Here is a 20,977-nt window from a genome sequence, read left to right on the forward strand (position 1 = left end):
CGTTAATATTTTCCTTTTTGCCGGGTGATATATCCTTTATCCATCCATATGCGTTCAAGCGGAATCAGCCTTTTCCTGAAATCCTCATAAGATCTTTTTGCATCCTGCGCCATCCATCCTGCTTCGGCCAGTGCCGCAATGCGTGGAAACGTTTGATAATAGAGCCGCTCACTGGTGGGAATAAACTCGCCCCACATCTGCGCACCGATTCCCAGTATTTTTTGCTGGTCCGCCTTAGCAATCTCCTGCGGCACCGGGTTGAACGAGTAGGCCTTCTCCAAGGAAGTTGTTTCATAGGGATAATCGAGGTAGGTATAATGCCGGTCTGAATTGACCACGTCATAGCCCTGGGCAATTGCTTTATTTACCAGTGCTACTTTCCCGTCCCAGAACTGCACCAGCGTTCCTTTCGCCAGGCGCTCCGATTGCCCGGCCTTTACATGTGCTTCCTCCCGTATGTTATCCCCGGTAATTTCATTCCATCCGATCATGCGGTATCCCTTTGATGCGATGTATTGCGACATCCGGTTGATGGCCCATACCTGCAGATCGGAATACGTAGGAATCGAATGCGCCTTCATAAAATCGTTTACCGGTTTTGAAGCTTCCCAGCGACGGTAATCTGCTTCATCACCTCCAATATGAACGATCCGGTCGGGGAAAAGAGCCATCACTTCGTTCAGCACATCATGCAGGAACTGCTCTACCTTAGGATCCGTAACATCATACAGGTCTCCATGCACCGGCTTACCGGTCAGCTTACTGCTAGCGCCCAGCCAGGGATAAGCAAAAATGGAGGCCGAAGCGTGGCCAGGCACTTCAATTTCAGGAATAACCACGATGCCCCGCGCATGCGCATAAGCAACGATCTCCCGGATATCTTTTTGAAAATAGAATTGTGCCGGAGGTTCCAGGAACAAACTATCCAGGCGGCTTTCAGCACTTTGAAAATGCACCATATGTTCAAAGTTTCCCCTTGAAGCAATACGGGTCAGCAGCGGATACTTTTTGATTTCGATCCGCCAGGCCGGGTCGTCTACCAGGTGCCAGTGAAAGGTATTCAGTTTTAAACGGGCCATTTCATCCAACAACCGCTTTACCATCTCCTTTCCATGAAAGTTACGGCTCTCATCCAGCATAAAGGCCCGCCAGGGAAAAGCAGGTTTATCGGAAATGACACAAGCCGGGAACAACACTTCATCCGCGCCCCGTTTCTGCACCAGTTGGCGCAGGGTTTGCAGTGCGTACAGCAATCCATTACCGCCATTGGCCTGTGCACGCAGTTCCGGCCACTGCCCTCTGTTCCGCACCTCCAGCGTATAGGATTCATCTTTCGAAGAAAGCGTCCCGCTATTCAACCGGAAACTGATTATTGCTTTCTGTGGATCGCTCACCCACCGGAAGCCGATCCCCGCCTCCTTCAGTACCGCCTCCCAGTAGGCAGTGTCAATGGGTAATCGCTGATCCACATAAAGGGCAGCCGTTGAATTCAGTTTTACCGTTTCCTTTTTCAGCCGGACAGATGCCGGTTTGGGAATCAGGCTTAATGAGCCCTCCTGTTCCTGCGCTGGCAACACTGTAGCGCATATATTCAAGCATAAACAAATGACCAATCCTTTCATATTTCTATCATTTAAAACAGCCGTTATTTACATACACAGTATGGTGAACCGGGCGTTAGCGCCGGATATGTCTTGCAGACCACTTCCACCCAATACATGCTGCTGGTAGTGGCAGGGATAGCATCCTCTGTTTAGTGTCGAACACGGGAGGAACTCCGCTTTCGCAATCGTTACATACAAACTTACGTTTTCCACCTATCTGGCGTGAATGTAGCACATTCTTTCCTCTCAACTAACCTGCACTGTACTGATTGGCTGAAATTGCTATTGTCGCTCAGGAAATAAGTACACAAAAACAACGGCATTTCCTGACCCTTACGTCATGAATCGCAGATCCTGAAATTGTAAGTGACACCGCCGCTGGAATATACTATACAGAACGAAGGCCAAATTATTTTTTTACGTAACCAAATAGTTACATATATTTGTAACCGAAAGGTTACATAATATGAGAAGAGATGTTTTTCAGGCCATCGCCGATTCCACCCGCAGGGAGATCCTTCAGTTGCTGGCGCACCAGCAACTGAACCTGAACGCGGTTGCCGCCAACTTCGACATCAGCCGGCCGGCGATATCCAAGCACATTAAAATACTTACGGAATGCGGGCTGCTCGTGATTCATCAGCAGGGCCGGGAGCGTTATTGCCAGGCCAATCTTAATAAGTTGAAAGAAGTACAGGACTGGGTTGCCCAATACAGTGCGTTCTGGGACAAGAAGCTGCAGGCACTAAACAGCTTCCTGGTTAAAGAAAAAAAGAACCGTAAATAACTCACCTAAAAAAATAAACGATGGAATCAACGCAACTTAACACAACAACCGTCAGAAAGGAAGTAGTACTGGATGCTTCCAGCGATCGCGTATGGCGCGCGCTCACAGACAAGGACCAGATGAAAGAATGGTATTTTACGCTTACAGACTTTAAACCGGAAGTCGGATTTGAATTCAGTTTTTCGGGAACGGGTTCCAAGGGCGACGAATATGTACACCTATGCCGCGTTACCCAGGCAATTCCCGGGAAACTGCTGCAATACACCTGGACCTATAAAACATACGCGGGCACCTCCCTTGTAACGTTTGAACTGACGCCAGAAGGTAACAAAACCAGGCTCCGGCTCACGCATGAGGGACTTGAATCATTTGCTCAGAACGGCCCCGATTTCCTGGCAAGCAGCTTCAACCAGGGCTGGTCAGCATTGATTGAAGAAGGTATTGGTACCTATCTTAAAAGAACAGCCTGATCTATAACCTCGGATCAAAAGAGACGGCCCTGCTACGGACCGTTTCTTTTGATTCTTTCCTGATCCCGTATTTGGAGACCTCCATACCCGGTGTACTTCCTGCTACAAGCAGCGGAACGACACGTTATTTTTTAAAGGCGCTGTCCAACACCTGAAATGCGGCTTTTGTTACATCCGGAGGAAAGTCATGTCCGGCTTCGGGGAAAAAGGCATACAGGGCACCGGGCGCATGATACAGTTCATAGACTTTCCGTATGTTTTTCAGCCCGGCTCTTACCCCTTCAATACTAAAGTTGGCATCCCGTAATGGGGAATTGGTCAAGAAGATCCGCGGTGCAATAGCGGCGATGACCTCATCAAAGTCAAACGGGATCTTTTCAGCATTTAAATGATATTTTTCTTTTAGCAGGGGCATATACCGTTTTTGCGACCAGGGTCCCAGCTTTCCGCCATATTGCTTTTCCATAGCCGGCCCCAGGTCGTAGTATGGGAATAAGGTCCATCCGCAGCTGGCGATAACGACCTTTACCCGCTGATCAAAGGCGCCCAGGAAAATGGCATTATGTCCGCCCAGCGAATGCCCGATTACCGCTATTTTATCCGGGTTCACAAAAGACAGTGACTGTAAATAATCCACACAACGGATATGATTAAAAATACCTTTCATAGTGCCCGACTGATAGCGGTCTCTGTCAAAGTCATAATTTACCAGGTCGCCAAAACTGGGATAGTCCGGGGCCAGTACTACGTATCCCCGCTCAGCCAGTTTTTTGGCATAATCCCTGTTGGCCAATGCGCTTTGTCCTGCAACCGATAGTTTTCCCAGCCTATCGGTCCCATGCAAGGCTATCACGGCCGGAGCGCGCCCTCCTGTTGTATACCCGGCAGGTACATATAACAGGGCCGGCAACGCTTCACCTTTTTCAACAGTAAATTTTATGGTATACCTTGTATAAGTGGATTCCATTACACTGTCAAGAACCAGGGTATTAAATGGAGGATGATTCTTTAACCGAGGTAAGGGCCCCATCGCTTCCTGCATATGCGCCAGCACCGCTTTCCGTTTTTTATTCCATTGATCAACCGTTGTGATGGGCGTTCCACGGTACACCAGGAGCTCCTGATGTCTGATGTTCTTCTTGCTCACCATGCAGGCTGCTGCAAACATCAGGATACAGAACCCGGGAATCATCCTGTTATAAATAGTAGCTAACATCTTACTTTTTTTAAAGAAACATACATTACTAAGGAAACCACCGCTTGCCGACCGGTTCCTTTGCGGTTGCCATTAATTGCTTCCGGGAACAGGAGCCGCGCTATGCCGGTATACTAAAGCGGATCAGGTCCGACACCGTTTTACCCGCCCTTGTAACACGGGCAATGGTATAGATATAACCATCGGCACTTACCGCTATGGCATTCACATAGGCGGGTCTTCCGCCATCCGCATAGAACACAGGCCCGTGATCCCGGTAAGCTTCCGATGGAATATGATAAGTAACCAGGTGCAGGTTTTCGGGTCCCCGTGCAGCACCTTTGGCAATGGCGGCTGCTCCCCTCAGCCATTTTCCTTTTTCATAAATCGGTCCGCCTGTAAGATAATAAATGGTTTCATTGTCCGGTCCCAGGGCAAAGCCCAGGTATCCATAACTAAACTGATCATACATACCGCTGCGTCTGGATGGTTCAGACGTCAATCTTGGGCCGAGCGACAGGTCCTGCGTTAATGGATCAAACTTAAACAGATATCCTGAATTGCCGTGAACGCCGTACACCTGCTTCGATTGCGGGTGCCAGAACACTTTTCTCCAGTTATAGGCCATACTGCCCGGCTGTGTAAAATCATAAACACCGAAATAATCCTTCTTCAGATCCACCTGCTCCAAGCCATACAAAGCATCTGCAGCAGGATTATAACACAAAACAGCACCCTCTGCTGTTGATGCGAATACATGCCCGCTCCGGGGGTCAACCACCAAAGAACGGCATAATGAACGGAAATCTTTCCCCGGAATACCATTTTCCCCTTCCCCGCTTATCCTCCCTTTATTTTTCAGCACACCGGTTTTCACATCATAAAAAATAAAGTTACCCGTGGGCCAGCTAATACAAAAAATATGGCCCCGGATGGTATCCATTACCATAGACACCGCTCCTTCGCCACCCGGGATCATTGCCCGTGATGTTGTGCGACCTGTGACTGTGTCATACGATAAAATATGCCCACCCCGGTACAACCCATAGCCGGGTGGTGGATTACGCGGCAACCGGTCCATTCCATCGATCAGCTCGTAATAGCCAATATGTGTGGCAAAAAACAATTTTCCGTCATACTCATAAAACGATACGTGGCTTTTTCCCTGGGCAATGCATTGCGCGCTATCTTCACCGCATAGCTCAGATAGATCTCCCATACACCGGGTAGTAACCGCAGCCGGATCAAAAACAAAAAACCGGCCTGCCACATTGTGTTTTTCAGACGAAAGCACATAATACACCTTACCGTCACCGGCAATGGTAACAGCATTATAGGTATCATGCGCATCCGCAAAACCGGAGTCAAATACTTCGGCGATCATTGTCCTTTCTGCAACTGGAAGCTCCAGGGTACTTACCGGCATCATGCTCTTTTTTTTATTCGCTGCGTGTTTGTGGTACTGATCAGCGATGGTTATGAAACATTAGGGTTATTCTACTTAAGTCATGCCTGCACCAGGATGCAAGCGTATATTGCAGCCGGCATAAATATCCTGATCCGGCCGGCCCGTTGCTATACCGCAAAAATGGCTTTATCTTCTAAACGGCGGTATTGCCACAATCGTATTTTTATGCGTACTTAGTCTTCAAAAAATCATCTGTTCAACCGTTTAAAATTGTATTTTTCGGCATACTTTCGTTTACGTACACGAAAATACTCCATATGAAGAAATTATTCCTGATTCCACTACTGGTTTTGATAGCGACCGGGAGCAATGGCCAGAACCACCGGTCGTTAACGATTGTCACTTTCGGAAACTCGACCACCGCTTTAAGAGCCAATGTAAAGAAAGTATATGCCCAGCGGCTGCACGAGCAGCTGGACGCTCTCGGCATTGCAAATACAGTCATTAATTCGGGCGTACCCAGCAGTCACAGCGGATCCATCAAAGACAACAGTTTTGCAAAAGTGATTCACGCTATGGACCGCTTTGATACGGCCGTCTTAAAACATCATCCCGACTGGGTAACGATTAATTTCGGCCTTAATGATGCCTACCAGGACAAAGGAAAAGGAACGCCCTCCCGCATCCCGCTGAAACAATTCAAAAAAAACATCCATTACTTTATTCGCCGGATCGAAAAGCAAGGCGGACGGGTCATCTTACTGACCCCCAACCCGCTGGGCAGCAGGTTCGAACAATACCGGTACGACCGTGTAAAAGCATATGCAAATACCATCCGGAAAATCGCCCGGAAAAAACACCTCCACCTGGTCGATTCCTGGCTGCTTTTTTACAACTATACCAATGCCCTTCACCAACGGGTTGATGTACTGTTTACAGACAGCATCCATCCCAACGACGAAGGCCACCAGCTCATCGCTACAGCTTTAGCCCAGATCATCAGCGGGCAGCAACAACATCCATAAAGAAAGAACTCAACCTTTTTTATCCGTATGAGGCTGGGCCTCATACGGATTCATATTTAAATCCCCTACCTCAGGCTACGATCTCATCCGCCATATCGGGTCCAACGCTACCCGGGCGCCGGAAAGTCAAACCGGAGCAGGTGCATTGTAACGATTAAAAAAACATTCCTTATCCACCCTCCGGACCTGCATTATTGCAAGCTAAGGTGCTCCTTCTCAATCGTTGCATTCCTGATGATCAGATGTCCCAGACCCGCATTCGGAGCATGATAGGAAATTTTTAATTGACGGGCTTTATCATAAAACAACATGCCGTGTCCGCCGTCATCGTTATTCAGGGCCGTGTCAGATTGTATCCAGGGGCCCGTCACCTTCCCTGAGGGCGCATACGCTGCGCCCATGGCGTATCTGCCATTCTTATCAAAGCTCGACCAAAGCATAACCAGCTTATCTTTGTTTACACGGTGTATAAAGGGAGCATCGGTAATCATTCCCTTTTTGTTCAGCTCCCTGGAGTAAATCGCTTTTACCCAGGGCGCCTCGCTGGCCCGGAACAGCAATACCGGCTCCCCCGCCGCATTTTTTAAATTGCGGCTCATCTGCTGTGCATAGATCTCCCCGTCGGTAACCTCCAGCCATTCGCGGCTGAACAGGATCCAGGGGGTATCATCCTTATCTATATACAATGACGCATCCAGGCACATCCAGTGTGCAGGTGTAACGGGTGCATTTACCAGCGGGCGGAACTGCTGATCCGGTGCGTCGGCCACCAATACAGATGTACCACGCATCCGGTTACTTCCGGAAAACGTAACAAACAGGTAATACTTTCCCTGATAGTAATAACAATCGGGTGCCCAAAAATCCTGTTTTCCCCAGAAGCTTGTATCTGCGGTAAATACATTTCCCACCGGTTCCCACTGTTCCAGGTCACTGCTGCGATAGGCTTTTATCGATGGCCGGTTATTGACGTACGTATAGTATTTTCCCGAACGCCGGTCATACAGTATAAAGGGATCGCGCAACCGCATGGCGCTGGTGGCGATGAATGGCTGCTGCGCAGCAACGGCAGCAGAACCCCGTCCTTTGCCTGCCCCGGAGCAGGCCCAGCCATTGAATAAAAGTAATAAAAGGAACAAACACCAGCCTAACCACCAGAACCAGCTTTCTATGCTATCGTTTTCATGCACGGGCGAAACAAATCAATATTAAACAACTTTATTTTTTTGCGATCTCCGCGGCATATTTCTGAATTTTACGCATAGCCTCTGCGATCTGTTCCATATCTGTTTTTGTTCCGAGCAGCATATTCTGAAACAGCCATACCGACTGTTCGGAGGTCAACAGATCGTTCTGAGGACATTGATTTCTCTCCAGCCACTGCTGCATGGTCTTTTCACCGTATATTTTCAGATAATGTTTATTGGTTGCCAATGCCGTCACATAGCCGCTTTTGTTCATCTGCCCGTACCCCGCAGAATTGGGCACGCCTTCTGCGCTCAATGCCTGCAGGAATTTTTCACGGCTTAATCCTGCAAAATGCTTCCTATCGTACCGGAACATATACAGATGATAGGCACTCCTGGTAGTGCCCGGGTACAATTTTGCCGGAGTGATTCCCGGTATCTCTTTTAATAACCGGGACAGATATTGTGCGTTTTCCCAGCGGCGGTTACTTTGTTCTGTTACACGGGTCATTTGAGCCAGCAGCAGACTCCCCTGAAACTCGGTCAGCCGCAGGTTGGTGCCACGGGTGCCCACACCTGTGGAAAAAGAAGTGGATCGTCCTCCCTGCCCCTGATTATGGAACGTATAACAGTTGGTAATAAAATCGTCGTTATTCGTAATAACGGCTCCGCCTTCGGCACAATTCAGGTTTTTAGATGATTGAAAGCTGAACGCACCGGCCAGTCCGTAGTTTCCCACTTTAACGCCTTTCCATTCTGCCAGATGCGCCTGGCAGGCATCTTCAACCACAGGTATGTTGTGTTGCTTTCCCATAGCTACAAAGGCATCAAGGTCTACAGGCGATCCGCCAATATGAACGGGCATGATCGCCCTGGTTTGGGCGGTAATCGCCGCCTTTGCCTTAGCTGCATCCATCTGAAAGGACTCTATATCCGTATCTACAAGGATGGGCAATGCATAGTTTAATACCACCACATTGTATGTGGCCACAAAAGTGTACACCGGTATGGCTACCTCATCTCCCGGCCCTATATCCAATGCGCCTAAGATGGTAGTGAGTGCGCTGGTACCGCTGGAAACGCCCAGGCTGTGCTTCACTCCAAACAATTTACTGTACTCCTTTTCGAATGTGGCCATCCGGCTTCCATCTAACCGCCCCCACTTCTTACTTTGCAACACTTCCGTTAATCCTTTTTCCTCAATGACACTCTCTACCGGCCATGAAGGGAATGCTCCGGCATGCGCCTTGGGTCCGCCCAGGATCGCAGGCTTGGTATTATCGGTGCCGGCCGAAACGATGTGTGGAGCTCCGATGGCCAGGCCGGTGCCAACGATTGCTACATTACTGATAAATTTCCTGCGATTGAGCGCACTACTCATGATAGATATTTTTAGATTCGATAGAAATGATTACAAGTAAACAACGACTATGATTTCCTGGCAAAGCACAGCATTCAAAGTACAAATATATGAACCGCCAGTGGCTGTAAGATTTTTTTATTTGTTGCTGACAGATTAATCACAACCGCATCTGTTTTACTGGTGTTGCTGGCGATTATATATTTTTTCCCGCCCCCCTGTTTTATTAAAACATGACGATGCCCCCGGGCTTCCATTGCAACCGTAGGCAGCCGGATGATCTCCATATTGGCATTGAGTTCCGCCAGCATAGGCAACAGCGCACTAAACACATCCGGCTTTTTTGACCAGTCGTTCCAAAAAAGAATCCCCGTAGCTCCATGAATGATCGAGGTATATATTTGACATTTGACCATGTTTATATAGGCTTCCGGTGAAACCTGTGCAGGTTTGGCATAGCCATTTCCGTCGAAGTACAGCCATACAGGTACATCTTTTCCCAATCCCGCTTTAAGCGCATCAGTGGTCACAGCAGACATGATGGGGTTGGCATTAAAATCCATAAATGCATTCATCCCAAAGACATCCCCGCTGCTCTTATATGCTTCCGCAACCAGACTTACATTTTCGAACCATAACTGTTTCAGGGCTTCAAGATCGTAGTTCCTGTAAGCATACTTTCCGTCATCATCAAACTGGTATACAGGCGTCCCGTCGGAGGCCTGAAAAAAGCCCAGCAGCGGGATGTTTTTATTCGCCAAGGCCTGCGTATCCAGCAGCTCGTAAGGAGGAGCCTGCGGCAAGGCACTGTTTTTTGCCAGGTAGTTCTGCTCAAAAAAATAAGTGCTTCCCCTGCCATGTCCCAGCAGATCCACGAAAACCAGGGCTTTTTTATCTGCGTTCCGGACACGTTCATAAATTTTGGCCCCTACAGCGGGGGGAACCATCCATTTACTAACACCGCCCAAAGCAATTTCGTCAATATGCGAATAAATGTATTTGCCATTGGGCAGCTGCTTCATCAGCACTCCGATCGCCGAATCCAGGTAATGATCAAATTCCGGTTTGTTTACTTCCTTTTTTAAAACCTGACTTCTGTAATAGTCTTTGTCCTTCCCTTTCGGCAGATCCGGTATCCGATCCAGATAATGATGCAGCATGGGTGAAAAAGGATTCAGTATCTGTATCTTTTCCGACATGTACTCTTTTTGCTGTCCGGGTGTAACAAATACCATATTGAACGGCGCTGTTCTGGTTTTAAACAGGTTGGCGTTCTTTGTTGCCACCGTATGGGTTTCTGCCGAATCCGTAAAAGAATAACCCGGAACATGCCAGGTACCGATCGCAAAGAACCGCTCATATTTTTCACTGCCGGCATTTTTCTTAAGAATCCACCCATCGCCGCTTTGTTTCCACTGAAGGGGCTGCGAAAACAGCACCGTGGCAAAACAAAGCAAGCTACAATACAGGAAACAAAAACGTACTATATGAATCCGTTGCATTACCTGGTTTTAAATTATAACCCGTAGCTAAACAAATGTGAGCCACAGATAAAATAAAGCCGGTCATTCAGAAAGCTACCTCCGGCTCTGATTGCCTGTGGCGTTTTTGATACCAACCGGATCTCCGCCGTCTTGTGATCTACCCTTGTGATGGCATGTTCAAAAAGGATATACAGATCATCCTGCTTTCCGTTTATAAATACCCTGGGTGATTGCTCACCCACTGCATAACCATAGTCCTTATACATATCCTTCTGATAAATAATCTTTTTTATTGCCGGGTCAAACAGGAAGAAGATCCGCCTGTCGGCAATTCCGTACACCTTCCCGTCTTTCCGGGTTGTCAGGTCAGTATAGGAACGAACACCGGGAATTAACGGCTCTTTCCATTCTACTTTTTTGGACACCGGATCGATAATATACAGGAGCGCCAGGCGGGCCTTCTGTTCCCCGCCTGTTCCCGGCGTTACGGTGGTACCGCCCAGTACCTTGCCACCGGCTATATTTGCAAGGCTCATGGTAGACTGGTCTTTTTCTACATCTTCGTCTGTCAGCAGCACATGCTTGTCTGTGGCAATATCGTAGAACAGTAAGCCTCCACCCGTATAACCATATTGTGGAGTACCGCCTAAAATAACGGTTTTACCATCGGAATGTACCAATACCCGATGCGGGCGGTGTATTACAGGGCTGCACTTCAACAGCACACGCGGGTTGTCTTCTTTGGGATTGGCACTTTGGGTTTTAAACGACTTTTTGGTATCCCACATAATAAGATCTCCACTGGGATAAGATCCAAAGAACACGTTCTTACCGCTTGTGGTTAGTGCATTGTACTGTCCTAACGCAGCCCGCGTACTCCATTTATCTTCCGATACGGTATAATTAAACTGCCGCATAGGAAAAGAACCACCGCCAATCAACGACCGGCGATCCGGCGATGTACCCACCCCCATAACCCATGAGCCTTCAGAGGGGTAATCAAAATTTACGGTATTCTTTTTCCCACTGCGGGTGTCTTCCGTGGTTAATACCTTTTCAATAAGATCCAACTGGGTGATTTTTGTACCATCAGGAAACAACATATGCCGCAGCGCCTGGGAGCCGGTAATCATTGGTTTTTCATTGGGCTGATGCCCGGTACCAATCGGTATTGCAGCACCATTATACAATTCATACCAGGTGCCGTCTTTATCTGCAAGTGCCTGCCCGTATACTTTCCCGTTCTTGTTGCGATACAGGTATGCAGTACCTCTTTTTCGTTCGCCGGGTTGTAAAAGCTGGTTTACCTGCCTGGACGCGGGATTAAAGGCGATCAGCTGGCTATTGGTATTTCCCAGTGCAAAATACACCCAGCCCTGGTCGTCAACCGCCAGGTATCGCTGATATTGCGCCCAGTTCTCTTTATGTACATACCCATAATCAGTAAAATCAGCAGTTGCCGGGTCATAACAAATAACACCGCTGTTGGGATAGGTCACCGCCCAAATCCGTCCCTTATCATCTTCTGTCATTCCCATCGCCATCTGCGGTGCCGTTTTATGATGAAATGTAAATGCCCGCCTGACCGGATCGAACTCAACGAAGTTTCCGTTAAAAAGAGTGTAGAACCTTCCTTTAGAAGAAAAAATCGAGGAAAAGGGACAATCGCCCCCCGGATTAAACGGCATTGGAAATACTTCACTCTTCCCGGTTGCTGCATCTACCATTAATAAAGCATATCCACCCCTTACATCAAAAAGCCAGGACAGCACTACATTACGGCCGTTGCCGTCAACTGCCGCCACGTTTCCACGGGTAGTGCTGTAGGGAGAGGCCGGACCGTGGTCTGTAAACGAAGCATTCGTCGTAAGCGGTTCCTTTTTTCCCCGCAGTGGCTGCGCCTTTAAAAAAGCAGGGACTGAAAGGATAGCAGCAATCAGAAGATATTTTGTTATGTCCATTCCGGTTTCAGGATATTAATAGTTAAAAATAAAAGGATACCGACTTTCTACGGTAATTGTGCCGCTATTTAATTTACGATCCAGTATTTATCAGTTGCGTCAAAATTACTGTACACATAAAAATCCCCGCTGGCTTCCATACCATACAGCTTTGTTCCTACACAGATGATCTTTGCAAACCGGTTCCATCCCAGGCCCATCCGGCTTTTGGAGCCAATAGACCCCGTAGCCATTACAGGAACTGTCCATAAATACCCCGTTGCATCCACTCCCAACAATGTCTGGTAGTCGAACAATGCGTAAGGAGTATACGTAAATCCGGTGCCTACTACTGTTCCGTTTGGTGTGCCCCAGGTAGCATTGGGAAGCGCAAACCAGAATTTCATCTCACCCGTTGTTTCAGCAATGGAATAAAAAAAGCCTCTGGCCGGCACATACTTCAGGAAAGTAAAGCCCGCACCAAAATTATCCACCCCTGCCGGTGTTTTAACGATTGTTAAAATACCGTTTACGATCTGGTACATATATACATTGTTATTGGTTTGAATGCCTATAAACCGGTCGCCATCATAGAAAAAGAAATCCCTGAAAGCCGTGCGTGACACCAGTGCCGGGTACTTCGACTTTTCAGCTAATTCACCATTCGCTCCCACTGCATATACGATCAGATCACCGGAGGTATTCCATTCACACAGATCGTCATTGAAACGAAAATATTTACTATTAACATTTCCTTTCAATGCGATTTTTGTACCACGGTCCGTAACAGCCTCCGGGGCGCTAAAAGCCTGATAATTGTTCCGCACTGTATCGATACCCTGGGGCAGGAAAAATATAGTACGGAATTGAAAGGTTCCGCCAGATGGAAAATCAGGCAGTACAGCAATCGTATCACCCCGGTTAATGGCAACTGTATTGATCGTGTTTGATTTCGTGGTATATGTAATTTCCGAATAGATCACACTGTCTCCGGGCGTTGTTTTAGACAAGGCCAGGTTGTACCGGGATTGATTATAATCATAATCAAATGAAGTTAATGACCGGGCCCGCAGCCCATCCGCAAAACTTGGCCCCCAAACCGTTGCCGTTGCAGATGAAAGCAATGAAGTCTCCCCTTTGTTATTGGTATTTCTGAATTCGATCAGCATTGACCCTTCAGGCAAATGCTCCAGTATCACGGAATCCTTCTGCACGCCCGCGGTTGTACGAACAAATTGCTTAACAACGGAATCGCGGCGCTGGTTCCAATAGATAATGGTACGTTCTACTTTAGGGTCACTGCTTATATACCATACCAACTTGGTCTTTCCAAATCCCGGGTACGATTTTATTGAATCTACTTTTCCAAGGTAAACAGTCTCTTCCTTATCCTCATATTTGCTTTGAATATCATTCATTTTATCGCATGATGACAGCAGCAACATGCAAAAAAGCGGAAGGGCGAGTGCTGTGTAAAATAATATACTGAGCTTTTTCATTTTTAAGATTTTTATGCTACTTTTTCGGCTGCCTTAGTTTTGCGGTACGGTATTGTCCCCGTAAAAGGTAATTTCGCCCATTGAAAAATAATTATTGGACGGCGGAGGCATCATATTACCCACCTGGCGCACAAAAATCCGGACATACCGCACCGGTTTGGCATCAATCGGCATTTCATACTCCGTGCCGTTGGCAGAAATATTTGCTATAGCCTGCTGATCGGGTGGTACCATCAGATCATAACGGGGGATGGCATGCCAGCCCAGGTATTGCCAGTCGTTTTTAAAGCTTGTTGCCGGCAGCACAGTGGTAGGATCCACACCCGCAATAGCCCCCCAGCGTACACTCAGTGAATCCAGCCAGTAAGGGCGGTCGGGCAATTTGGAAAAATCGATTTTATCCGTACCCCAGGCTTCAAACTGCTGAATATTTACCTGACCATAAGGACTGTTTACATGATAGCCATGAATCACAATGCGGCTTAGCTTTACCACCTGTTTCATATCAAACGTGATGGACAAACCACTGCTACCCTGTGTCGTTAGCCAGCCGTGTCCGCTCGTATTTACTACATTATCCCAAAGTGAGCTGAAAGGCTTACCGCTCAACGTAGTTGTATTGTCATAGGGGATGTTGGCGCGGTAGTCTGCATATGGTTTTGGTATAACTGTTTCATAAAATGGGGTTGTCGAATAACGTATTGTATCAGACGTATTTCCCCATTTATCCTCAAACGTGAGTGCAAAATCCGTTGGCTCCGGATCAAATCCTCTGAAAGCATGCTTATCATTTGCAACTGTTGTAAAATACACTTCTTTGGTTTCAAGGTCCTTCCTGATCTCACCGGGAGCCAGCAGGCGCAGTCCCAGCTCCGTACTGGTTTGATTTTCCCAGTTGGCAACGATGCCCCCGAAACCTGGCTGTAACCGTATTGATTTTTTTGCAAGGCTCACCAAGCCTTCCATCGGCTCAAATTCTACTTCCGTAGATTCGGATCGCTGTTCCTGCTTATTTACTTTATACACTTTTGCTTTTACCTTTGTATGCTCGGGCAAATTGAATCCTTCTATCCGAAGCGTATTTTTATACACCGAAGATTTCTCTGTGAATATTTGACCGTTCCGCTCGTACTCTACCATTACATAGAGCAGGTTATCTTCCTTTGGAACATCATAAGCGATGATTGCACCACCATTGATCGGGGTGATGGAGCTAACCGTAACCGGGGCCGAATTCCATACACCGGGGGTCTTTTCCTTTTCTTTTCTGCAAGCGTATAAAAGACCCAAAACGATCAATCCGATTATAAAACTATATTTCTTCATAAGAAAATTCATTGTCATTTATTAAAAAACCGCTCCCTCTACCCGTTATTGCCATCCATAGGTCTGAACCAAATTCGTGTTAGCAAGCAGGTCTGATTTTTTGATCGGGTACAGGTAGTCTTTGTAACTAACCACACGGGTGGGGCCGTATACAAATGGCACATAAAACAAATTCGGATCTGTTGTATTCAACGACCAGGAAGTGGGTGGCAGGCTCCAGTACTGGCTTGCCGTTTTCCAGCGGCGGATATCCCAGAAACGCTGTCCTTCAAATGCCAATTCGATCAGGCGTTCCCGCTGTATGATCTTCCGCATCTCGTTCTTATTAGCGGGAGCCGCGGGATTCAGGGCTGCAGTTTGCCAGGATTGTACGACTCCGTTCAGTCCCGCATTGGCCCGTACTTTATCGATCCATTCATACACTTCAGCATCCGGAGCCCCCTTTACTTCATTCAGCGCCTCGCTGTACAGCAGGTAAAGGTCGGCCAGGCGGAGCAAAGGAAATTGATACGGATATGCCGAAAATGCATTTCCGGTAACGCCCTTACTGGCGGAGCTTTCAAAGGCAATGATCTTTTTAGGCATATACGAAGCATAACCCGAAAACGTACCTACTTCGCCCGCTCTGTGGCGCAGGTACACCCCGAATGTTTTTCCACCGTCAATTGTTGTTGATGCGATCTCAAAATAACCGCGGTCAAAACCCAGGTCGGCATAAAAACGGGGTTCCCGGAAGAAATTCATAGATGCTGTAATTTCCCCTGTTGGAATATAGGTGGTGTGATTATCACTGGCCGTTGCACGACGTGGTTGATACCGGTGGGCATAATCGAATGTTTTATCATCCTCTATGGGCACCCCGTTGTTGGAATAAAATAATTCCGCCATATGCCAGGAAGCAGAGCAATAGTTAACCAGGAAGGCCTGGTCCTGAGCATACATCTGCGGATACAGTGATTTTACCATATTGCCAAGCGCGGCCAAACCCAGCCCCCCGCTTTTACCATCGGCAAACTGCTCTTGGGTAGCCCATATGACACCCGGGTTACGCTCCAGGCTTTCCGTGATCGATTTCCGGATGGTCATTAATTGCACCATGCTGTCATTCATCGCAAAAGTTTGGGCGCCGCCGGAAAATTTATCAAACTTGTATAACCGGAAGCCATTACTTTCGGCAGCATCAATGGCCGCCTTGATAGCCGTAGCAGCGCGTTCCCATTTTTTGGAATCGTATGCAGTAGACACCAATTGCTTCTGCCGGTTATCCGTCCAGCCCGCATAATCGGGATTTCCGTTAAACAGGGGGCTTGCGGCCCATGCCAGTAGCTTTGCTTTTACGCCCAGTGCAATTACCTGGGAAATTCTTCCCTGTTCGGTTGCAGGGTCTGGCAGTACGGGCGGCAGTCCGGAAATCGCTTCGTCGATCAATCCGGCAATATAATCCACGCATTCATCTACCGGCTCCCGGTACACCCTGGTTTGTTCCGGCGGAGCTGAAACAGGAATATTTTCTTTAACCAGTACAATGGGACCATACAGCTGCAACAAAAAGAAATGATAGTAGGCCTTCAGGAATTTCACTTCCGATATCCAGCGGGTGCGTTCATCCTCCGTAATGTCCCTGGGTATATGAGCGTTTTCCAGGAAAATATTACAATCGCGTATGGCCTGGTACATCGCCGTACCTCCATTTCTGCCCGACCAGTAGTCCTGGTAGGGCGTATTTGTATTCTGAAGTCCTCTAGCAATCATACCTCCGGGAGAGTTTGCTGCCCTGCTGTCTGCCCGAAGATCAAATTCATCCCTGCTGGTAAAATAAGTGGGATAAAAGAAAGGATCCGTAGGATCGGGCAGCCAGGAATAACAGGTTCTCAGAAACTTTTCCATTACTGAACGATTTGAAAAAGCATGATCCAGCGTGGGCGTATCATTGGGCACCACGTCCAGAAATTTGTTGCACCCCCAGGCCCCCAGCAACAGAAGAAAGACTCCCAGGATACCCGCCCATTTTGAAAATGATTTATAAATATCTTGTATCATCTTTATATAATTTTAGTTTAGCAGTAAATTAAAAAGTAGCGCTCAATCCAAAGTTGATCACCCGCTGAACAGGATACCCCAGTCCATTCCCTGCCATCTCCGGATCCCACATTTTGAATTTAGACCACAGCAAAAGATTGGTACCACTCAGGTATAAGCGAAACTTGTCAACGCGCGCCTTTTTTGATAACCGGTCAGGAAGGGTATAACCAAACTCAGCTGACTTCAGGCGAACAAACGAACCGTCACGCAGCCAATGCGTACTATATACGTTTTTAGAGGGCTGGCCGTTATTCTGGATCACGTATTCCGACAGCCGCGGCCAAAAGGCATTGATATTCCGATTATTCTCCGACCAGTAGTCGTCTGCTATATATTGCAATACGCCTCTTTGCCCTTGATTCACAAATGGCGTGATCTTTTCCGGATCGATAAAGAAGGAAGACCGGGCAGAACCCTGGAAGAAGAGGGAAAGATCAAAGGATTTATATCCCGCCGTAAAACCGCCCCCATAAATGATCTCCGGAACGGTAGGATAACCGATAGGAACCATATCATCGAAATCGATCTGACCGTCTCCGTTAATGTCTTTGTATTTAATATCTCCTGCACCATACTCCCCAAATAACTGACGGGGTGAGTTCTGCACTTCTTCCTCATCAATAAACAACCGTTCTGCAATTAATCCCATTGGCTGGGAAAGTTTCAGACCAACGCGGGATCTCCAGGGCGTATTGCTATAGTCGGGCTCTTCATATTTCTTATATTTACTGGAAGCATACGTAAACGTACCATTTACCAGCAACCAGAAACCGCTCTGGAAATTCTTGTCATATTTTATTTCCGTTTCAAAACCTTTACCCTGTGCTACGCCTACATTGGCCCAGGGAATCACACGTAGTCCCATCGTGGTTGGTATATCAGCCCGTTCCTGTAGTACATTTTCGCGGGTCTCGGCAAAAAAATCCGTAATCAATGTAAAGTTTCTGAATAACCCCAGCTCCAGTCTTAAATTGGTCTTTTTGGCAATCTCCCAGGTGATCAGATCATTGGCATACCGGCCAATGGTAACCCCCGAACGATAGGCCCTGTTATATCCAAACCAATAACCTGCACCGTTCATATCTACTTGTGGCAGGTAAAAGAAGCGATCGACCACATTTGAGATCAGGTCATCATCCTTTCTACTGGTACCACCGATCTGATCGTTACCTACTTTACCATAGGTACCGCTGATCTTCAATGTACTGATCACCTCTTTCGCGTTCTGCATGAACGTCTCGTTGCTTACCACCCATCCGGCACCTACAGAAGGGAAGAAACCCCACCGGTTCTTTTGGGCAAACCGCTCACTCCCGTTATACCCATAGTTAAACTCCAGGAAATATCGGGAATCATATCCATATGCAACCCTGCCCGCAGAAGAAATATTGCGCTGGGGCAATGAAGCCTGAAGTTGCTGATTGTCGGTAATTCTCGTTCCATCGCTCAGCCGTTCCTTCACAACCTGGCTGGCAGACCGGATGGTTTCTACCAGCGTAACATTAATATCATGCACATCATTGAGCGTTTTGTTATACCCCAGACGTACCTCTCCATATTGAATGGCGCCTACGGTTCTGTTACCTGGACTATAGCTTAGATACTCTGTTCCCCCATCTGGGTTCAGCGGCGTCAGCTGATAAGACCCGTCGATGGTTGTAGCCGGGATATAATAAAACGGATTATATCCCCTGGACTGTTCGTATGAAGCCTTTCGCGTTACATTATATATGCCTTTGAGCGTCGCTCCTTTTAAAGCACCGTTGAATTTATGTTCCATTTCCAGCTGCAGTAACATCATAGACTTTTTTTGCTGCATAAAATTGCTTGCCAGAGTCGCGGCCGGGTTTTTCAAGCTCCTTTCCTGGTTATTTCCAAAAAGGATATGCTTTGTAAACGCATTGGCTGAATCGGGTGGATAATAGGGCAAGAATTCCACAGGCACCGCATTGCGGGCATCCTGGAATACTGCCGCACCACCGCTTGCCGGACCGCTCAGATCATCAAACGACCCATAAGCCCTTACAATGGCTGTTGTGAAAGGAGTGAACTTAATGGTCACATTGGAGCGCAGCTGAAAACGATCAATATTGATATTGTTCTTGATCAGGTTCTCCGGACTTTCCTTGATAATTCCCTGGTCTTTCTGGTAATTGGCCGCCAGGTAATAGAGCACTGTTTGTCCCCCCCCGGTCATATTCAGGTTGGCGCGCCGGTTCACCGCTTTGTTTTTTATCAGGTAGTCGTACCAATCTACAGAAGGATATAAAATGGGATTGGTTCCCAGTTCCGTTTCCCGGATCTTTGTTGGAGAATATGGCAGCATTACCATCGCATCCCGCGTCCTTACCGCCTCATTCCGCAGTTTCATATACGTAATCGGATCGGCTAGTTTCACCAGTTCTGAGTTGTAGGAATTGGACTGCTCTGCCCTGAAGTTGAAGGCCAGCTTATCTACCTTCCCCTCCTTGGTCGTTACCAGGATCACCCCATTGGCTCCGCGGGCACCATAGAGTGCCGCCGCGTTGGCATCTTTCATAATGGAAAATGAGGCAATATCGTCCACATTGATCCGGGCCAGGTCATTCGGTTCCATTTCTATACCATCGATCAAGATCAGCGGATTCTGCTTACCTGAAGAACTAAAGGAAGTAATCCCACGAATAAAAAATTCCGCATTATCCAGCCCCGGCTCGCCCGAACGCTGATAAGCGATTACCCCGGCCAGTCTTCCCGCAAAAGCCGTTGTCAGGTTGCTGGAGGGAACTTTTAAACTGGATGGGTTTACGGTAGTAATGGCGCTTACCACACTTTCCTTTTTTTGTTTTCCATAAGCCACCACCACTACATCGTCTTCGCTTTTAGAAACCGCCTTTAAGGTAATCTCCATATTTTGATTTGTTGGTAATGCCACAGGGACTTCCCTGTCTTCATAACCAACATAGGTCACTACCAGCACCGCCTTGTCTGCCGGAAGTTTTAAAGAGAATTTACCCGCCATATCCGTGTTCGTTCCTGTTGTGGTCCCCTTGATAATAACACTGGCACCAATGATCCCTACTCCTATTTCGTCAACAACCCGGCCGGTAAGGATTTTATCTTCCTGGGCAGATCCCGTCCCGGGTTTCAGTACCAATAAGAAAAACAAGAAGCACAGCAGGGTCCGGCCGTTCAAAAAAGCCAGACAACAAATTCTCATCCGATCATTTTGATAGCTGTCGTAATTTTTATGTTCTTTCATTTTATTTCTGATTATTGTGTCCTTATCAACTTTAAGGGCTTGACTTGTTTGCCCAGTACATAAAGGCCGGTTAAAAAATACCAGTACAAAAGAGAATGCTCAGGTCGGGTACTTATGGTTCTCATAAAAACCGGCCATCAATAAAATGAGAAGAATCATTTTCCGGGAGGAGATAAAAAATCCGGAAAACTTCATAAAGCAATTGCCAATTATCATTTTTTGCAGTTTTTTAGCGGTTTTACAACCAGTATTACACGCAATATAACAGCAAAAGGTGTAAAAAACAAGTTTTTTGCGGATTTTTTGCGGATTTAAATTTTAATTTATGCAAACAAACCGACTAGTCATGGTCTTAAAACCCGGCCTGTC

14 protein-coding genes are annotated in these 20,977 nt (G+C 47.3%); 3 read left to right on the forward strand and 11 right to left on the reverse strand.

Features of this window, described 5'->3' with window-relative positions:
• Positions 1-2: 2 nt before the first annotated feature.
• On the reverse strand, positions 3-1,577 hold the full coding sequence (locus LL912_RS08045; RefSeq protein WP_235553067.1) for a beta-N-acetylhexosaminidase: 1,575 nt from the start codon (positions 1,575-1,577) through the stop codon (positions 3-5).
• Positions 1,578-2,070: 493 nt separating this feature from the next.
• Here LL912_RS08045 and LL912_RS08050 point away from each other — a divergent pair, with 493 nt between their 5' ends.
• A complete protein-coding gene (locus LL912_RS08050) occupies positions 2,071-2,391 on the forward strand; it encodes an ArsR/SmtB family transcription factor (RefSeq protein WP_235553068.1) in 321 nt (106 codons plus the stop codon).
• 20 nt (positions 2,392-2,411) lie between these two features.
• The gene (locus LL912_RS08055) at positions 2,412-2,861 is read left to right on the forward strand and encodes an SRPBCC family protein (protein ID WP_235553069.1); all 450 of its coding nucleotides are present in this window, start codon (positions 2,412-2,414) and stop codon (positions 2,859-2,861) included.
• Between the two features lie 124 nt (positions 2,862-2,985).
• On the opposite strand, the gene LL912_RS08060 is transcribed toward LL912_RS08055, so the two are convergent.
• Positions 2,986-4,077 (reverse strand): alpha/beta hydrolase, encoded by a 1,092-nt coding sequence (locus LL912_RS08060; protein ID WP_235553070.1) that lies wholly within the window; start codon positions 4,075-4,077, stop codon positions 2,986-2,988.
• Between the two features lie 100 nt (positions 4,078-4,177).
• Complete coding sequence (locus LL912_RS08065) at positions 4,178-5,485, reverse strand: hypothetical protein (protein ID WP_235553071.1); 1,308 nt, start codon at positions 5,483-5,485, stop codon at positions 4,178-4,180.
• A gap of 296 nt (positions 5,486-5,781) precedes the next feature.
• Here LL912_RS08065 and LL912_RS08070 point away from each other — a divergent pair, with 296 nt between their 5' ends.
• Complete coding sequence (locus tag LL912_RS08070; protein ID WP_235553072.1) at positions 5,782-6,489, forward strand: SGNH/GDSL hydrolase family protein; 708 nt, start codon at positions 5,782-5,784, stop codon at positions 6,487-6,489.
• Positions 6,490-6,680: 191 nt separating this feature from the next.
• Here the strand turns inward: LL912_RS08070 and LL912_RS08075 are convergent, their stop codons facing one another.
• The 8 genes from LL912_RS08075 to LL912_RS08110 all read right to left on the reverse strand — a co-directional run bounded on the left by LL912_RS08075 (position 6,681) and on the right by LL912_RS08110 (position 20,566).
• On the reverse strand, positions 6,681-7,679 hold the full coding sequence (locus tag LL912_RS08075; RefSeq protein WP_235553073.1) for a glycoside hydrolase family 43 protein: 999 nt from the start codon (positions 7,677-7,679) through the stop codon (positions 6,681-6,683).
• Between the two features lie 28 nt (positions 7,680-7,707).
• Positions 7,708-9,057: a DegT/DnrJ/EryC1/StrS family aminotransferase gene (locus LL912_RS08080; protein WP_235553074.1), complete on the reverse strand. Its 1,350-nt coding sequence runs from the start codon at positions 9,055-9,057 to the stop codon at positions 7,708-7,710.
• Between the two features lie 74 nt (positions 9,058-9,131).
• Entirely contained in the window at positions 9,132-10,538 is a 1,407-nt protein-coding gene (locus LL912_RS08085; protein ID WP_235553075.1) for a hypothetical protein, read from the reverse strand.
• A 14-nt stretch (positions 10,539-10,552) separates the two neighbouring features.
• Entirely contained in the window at positions 10,553-12,481 is a 1,929-nt protein-coding gene (locus tag LL912_RS08090) for a Vgb family protein (protein ID WP_235553076.1), read from the reverse strand.
• A gap of 68 nt (positions 12,482-12,549) precedes the next feature.
• Entirely contained in the window at positions 12,550-13,959 is a 1,410-nt protein-coding gene (locus tag LL912_RS08095) for a DUF4998 domain-containing protein (RefSeq protein ID WP_235553077.1), read from the reverse strand.
• A 33-nt stretch (positions 13,960-13,992) separates the two neighbouring features.
• The gene (locus LL912_RS08100) at positions 13,993-15,297 is read right to left on the reverse strand and encodes a DUF5126 domain-containing protein (RefSeq protein ID WP_235553078.1); all 1,305 of its coding nucleotides are present in this window, start codon (positions 15,295-15,297) and stop codon (positions 13,993-13,995) included.
• Between the two features lie 33 nt (positions 15,298-15,330).
• On the reverse strand, positions 15,331-17,325 hold the full coding sequence (locus LL912_RS08105; RefSeq protein ID WP_235553079.1) for a RagB/SusD family nutrient uptake outer membrane protein: 1,995 nt from the start codon (positions 17,323-17,325) through the stop codon (positions 15,331-15,333).
• Between the two features lie 28 nt (positions 17,326-17,353).
• The gene (locus LL912_RS08110) at positions 17,354-20,566 is read right to left on the reverse strand and encodes a SusC/RagA family TonB-linked outer membrane protein (RefSeq protein WP_235553080.1); all 3,213 of its coding nucleotides are present in this window, start codon (positions 20,564-20,566) and stop codon (positions 17,354-17,356) included.
• Positions 20,567-20,977: the final 411 nt, after the last annotated feature.

The organism is Niabella agricola (assembly GCF_021538615.1).
GTDB classification, from domain to species: Bacteria; Bacteroidota; Bacteroidia; order Chitinophagales; family Chitinophagaceae; genus Niabella; species Niabella agricola.

Excerpts from the sequence above, each read along its gene's own strand:
- LL912_RS08050 (WP_235553068.1), top strand. The coding sequence starts at position 2,071 with ATGAGAAGAGATGTTTTTCAGGCCATCGCCGATTCCACCCGCAGGGAG.
- LL912_RS08065 (WP_235553071.1), bottom strand. The coding sequence starts at position 5,485 with ATGATGCCGGTAAGTACCCTGGAGCTTCCAGTTGCAGAAAGGACAATG.
- LL912_RS08080 (WP_235553074.1), bottom strand. The coding sequence starts at position 9,057 with ATGAGTAGTGCGCTCAATCGCAGGAAATTTATCAGTAATGTAGCAATC.
- LL912_RS08090 (WP_235553076.1), bottom strand. The coding sequence starts at position 12,481 with ATGGACATAACAAAATATCTTCTGATTGCTGCTATCCTTTCAGTCCCT.
- LL912_RS08085 (WP_235553075.1), bottom strand. The coding sequence starts at position 10,538 with ATGCAACGGATTCATATAGTACGTTTTTGTTTCCTGTATTGTAGCTTG.
- LL912_RS08060 (WP_235553070.1), bottom strand. The coding sequence starts at position 4,077 with ATGTTAGCTACTATTTATAACAGGATGATTCCCGGGTTCTGTATCCTG.
- LL912_RS08110 (WP_235553080.1), bottom strand. The coding sequence starts at position 20,566 with ATGAGAATTTGTTGTCTGGCTTTTTTGAACGGCCGGACCCTGCTGTGC.
- LL912_RS08055 (WP_235553069.1), top strand. The coding sequence starts at position 2,412 with ATGGAATCAACGCAACTTAACACAACAACCGTCAGAAAGGAAGTAGTA.
- LL912_RS08105 (WP_235553079.1), bottom strand. The coding sequence starts at position 17,325 with ATGATACAAGATATTTATAAATCATTTTCAAAATGGGCGGGTATCCTG.
- LL912_RS08100 (WP_235553078.1), bottom strand. The coding sequence starts at position 15,297 with ATGAATTTTCTTATGAAGAAATATAGTTTTATAATCGGATTGATCGTT.
- LL912_RS08095 (WP_235553077.1), bottom strand. The coding sequence starts at position 13,959 with ATGAAAAAGCTCAGTATATTATTTTACACAGCACTCGCCCTTCCGCTT.
- LL912_RS08070 (WP_235553072.1), top strand. The coding sequence starts at position 5,782 with ATGAAGAAATTATTCCTGATTCCACTACTGGTTTTGATAGCGACCGGG.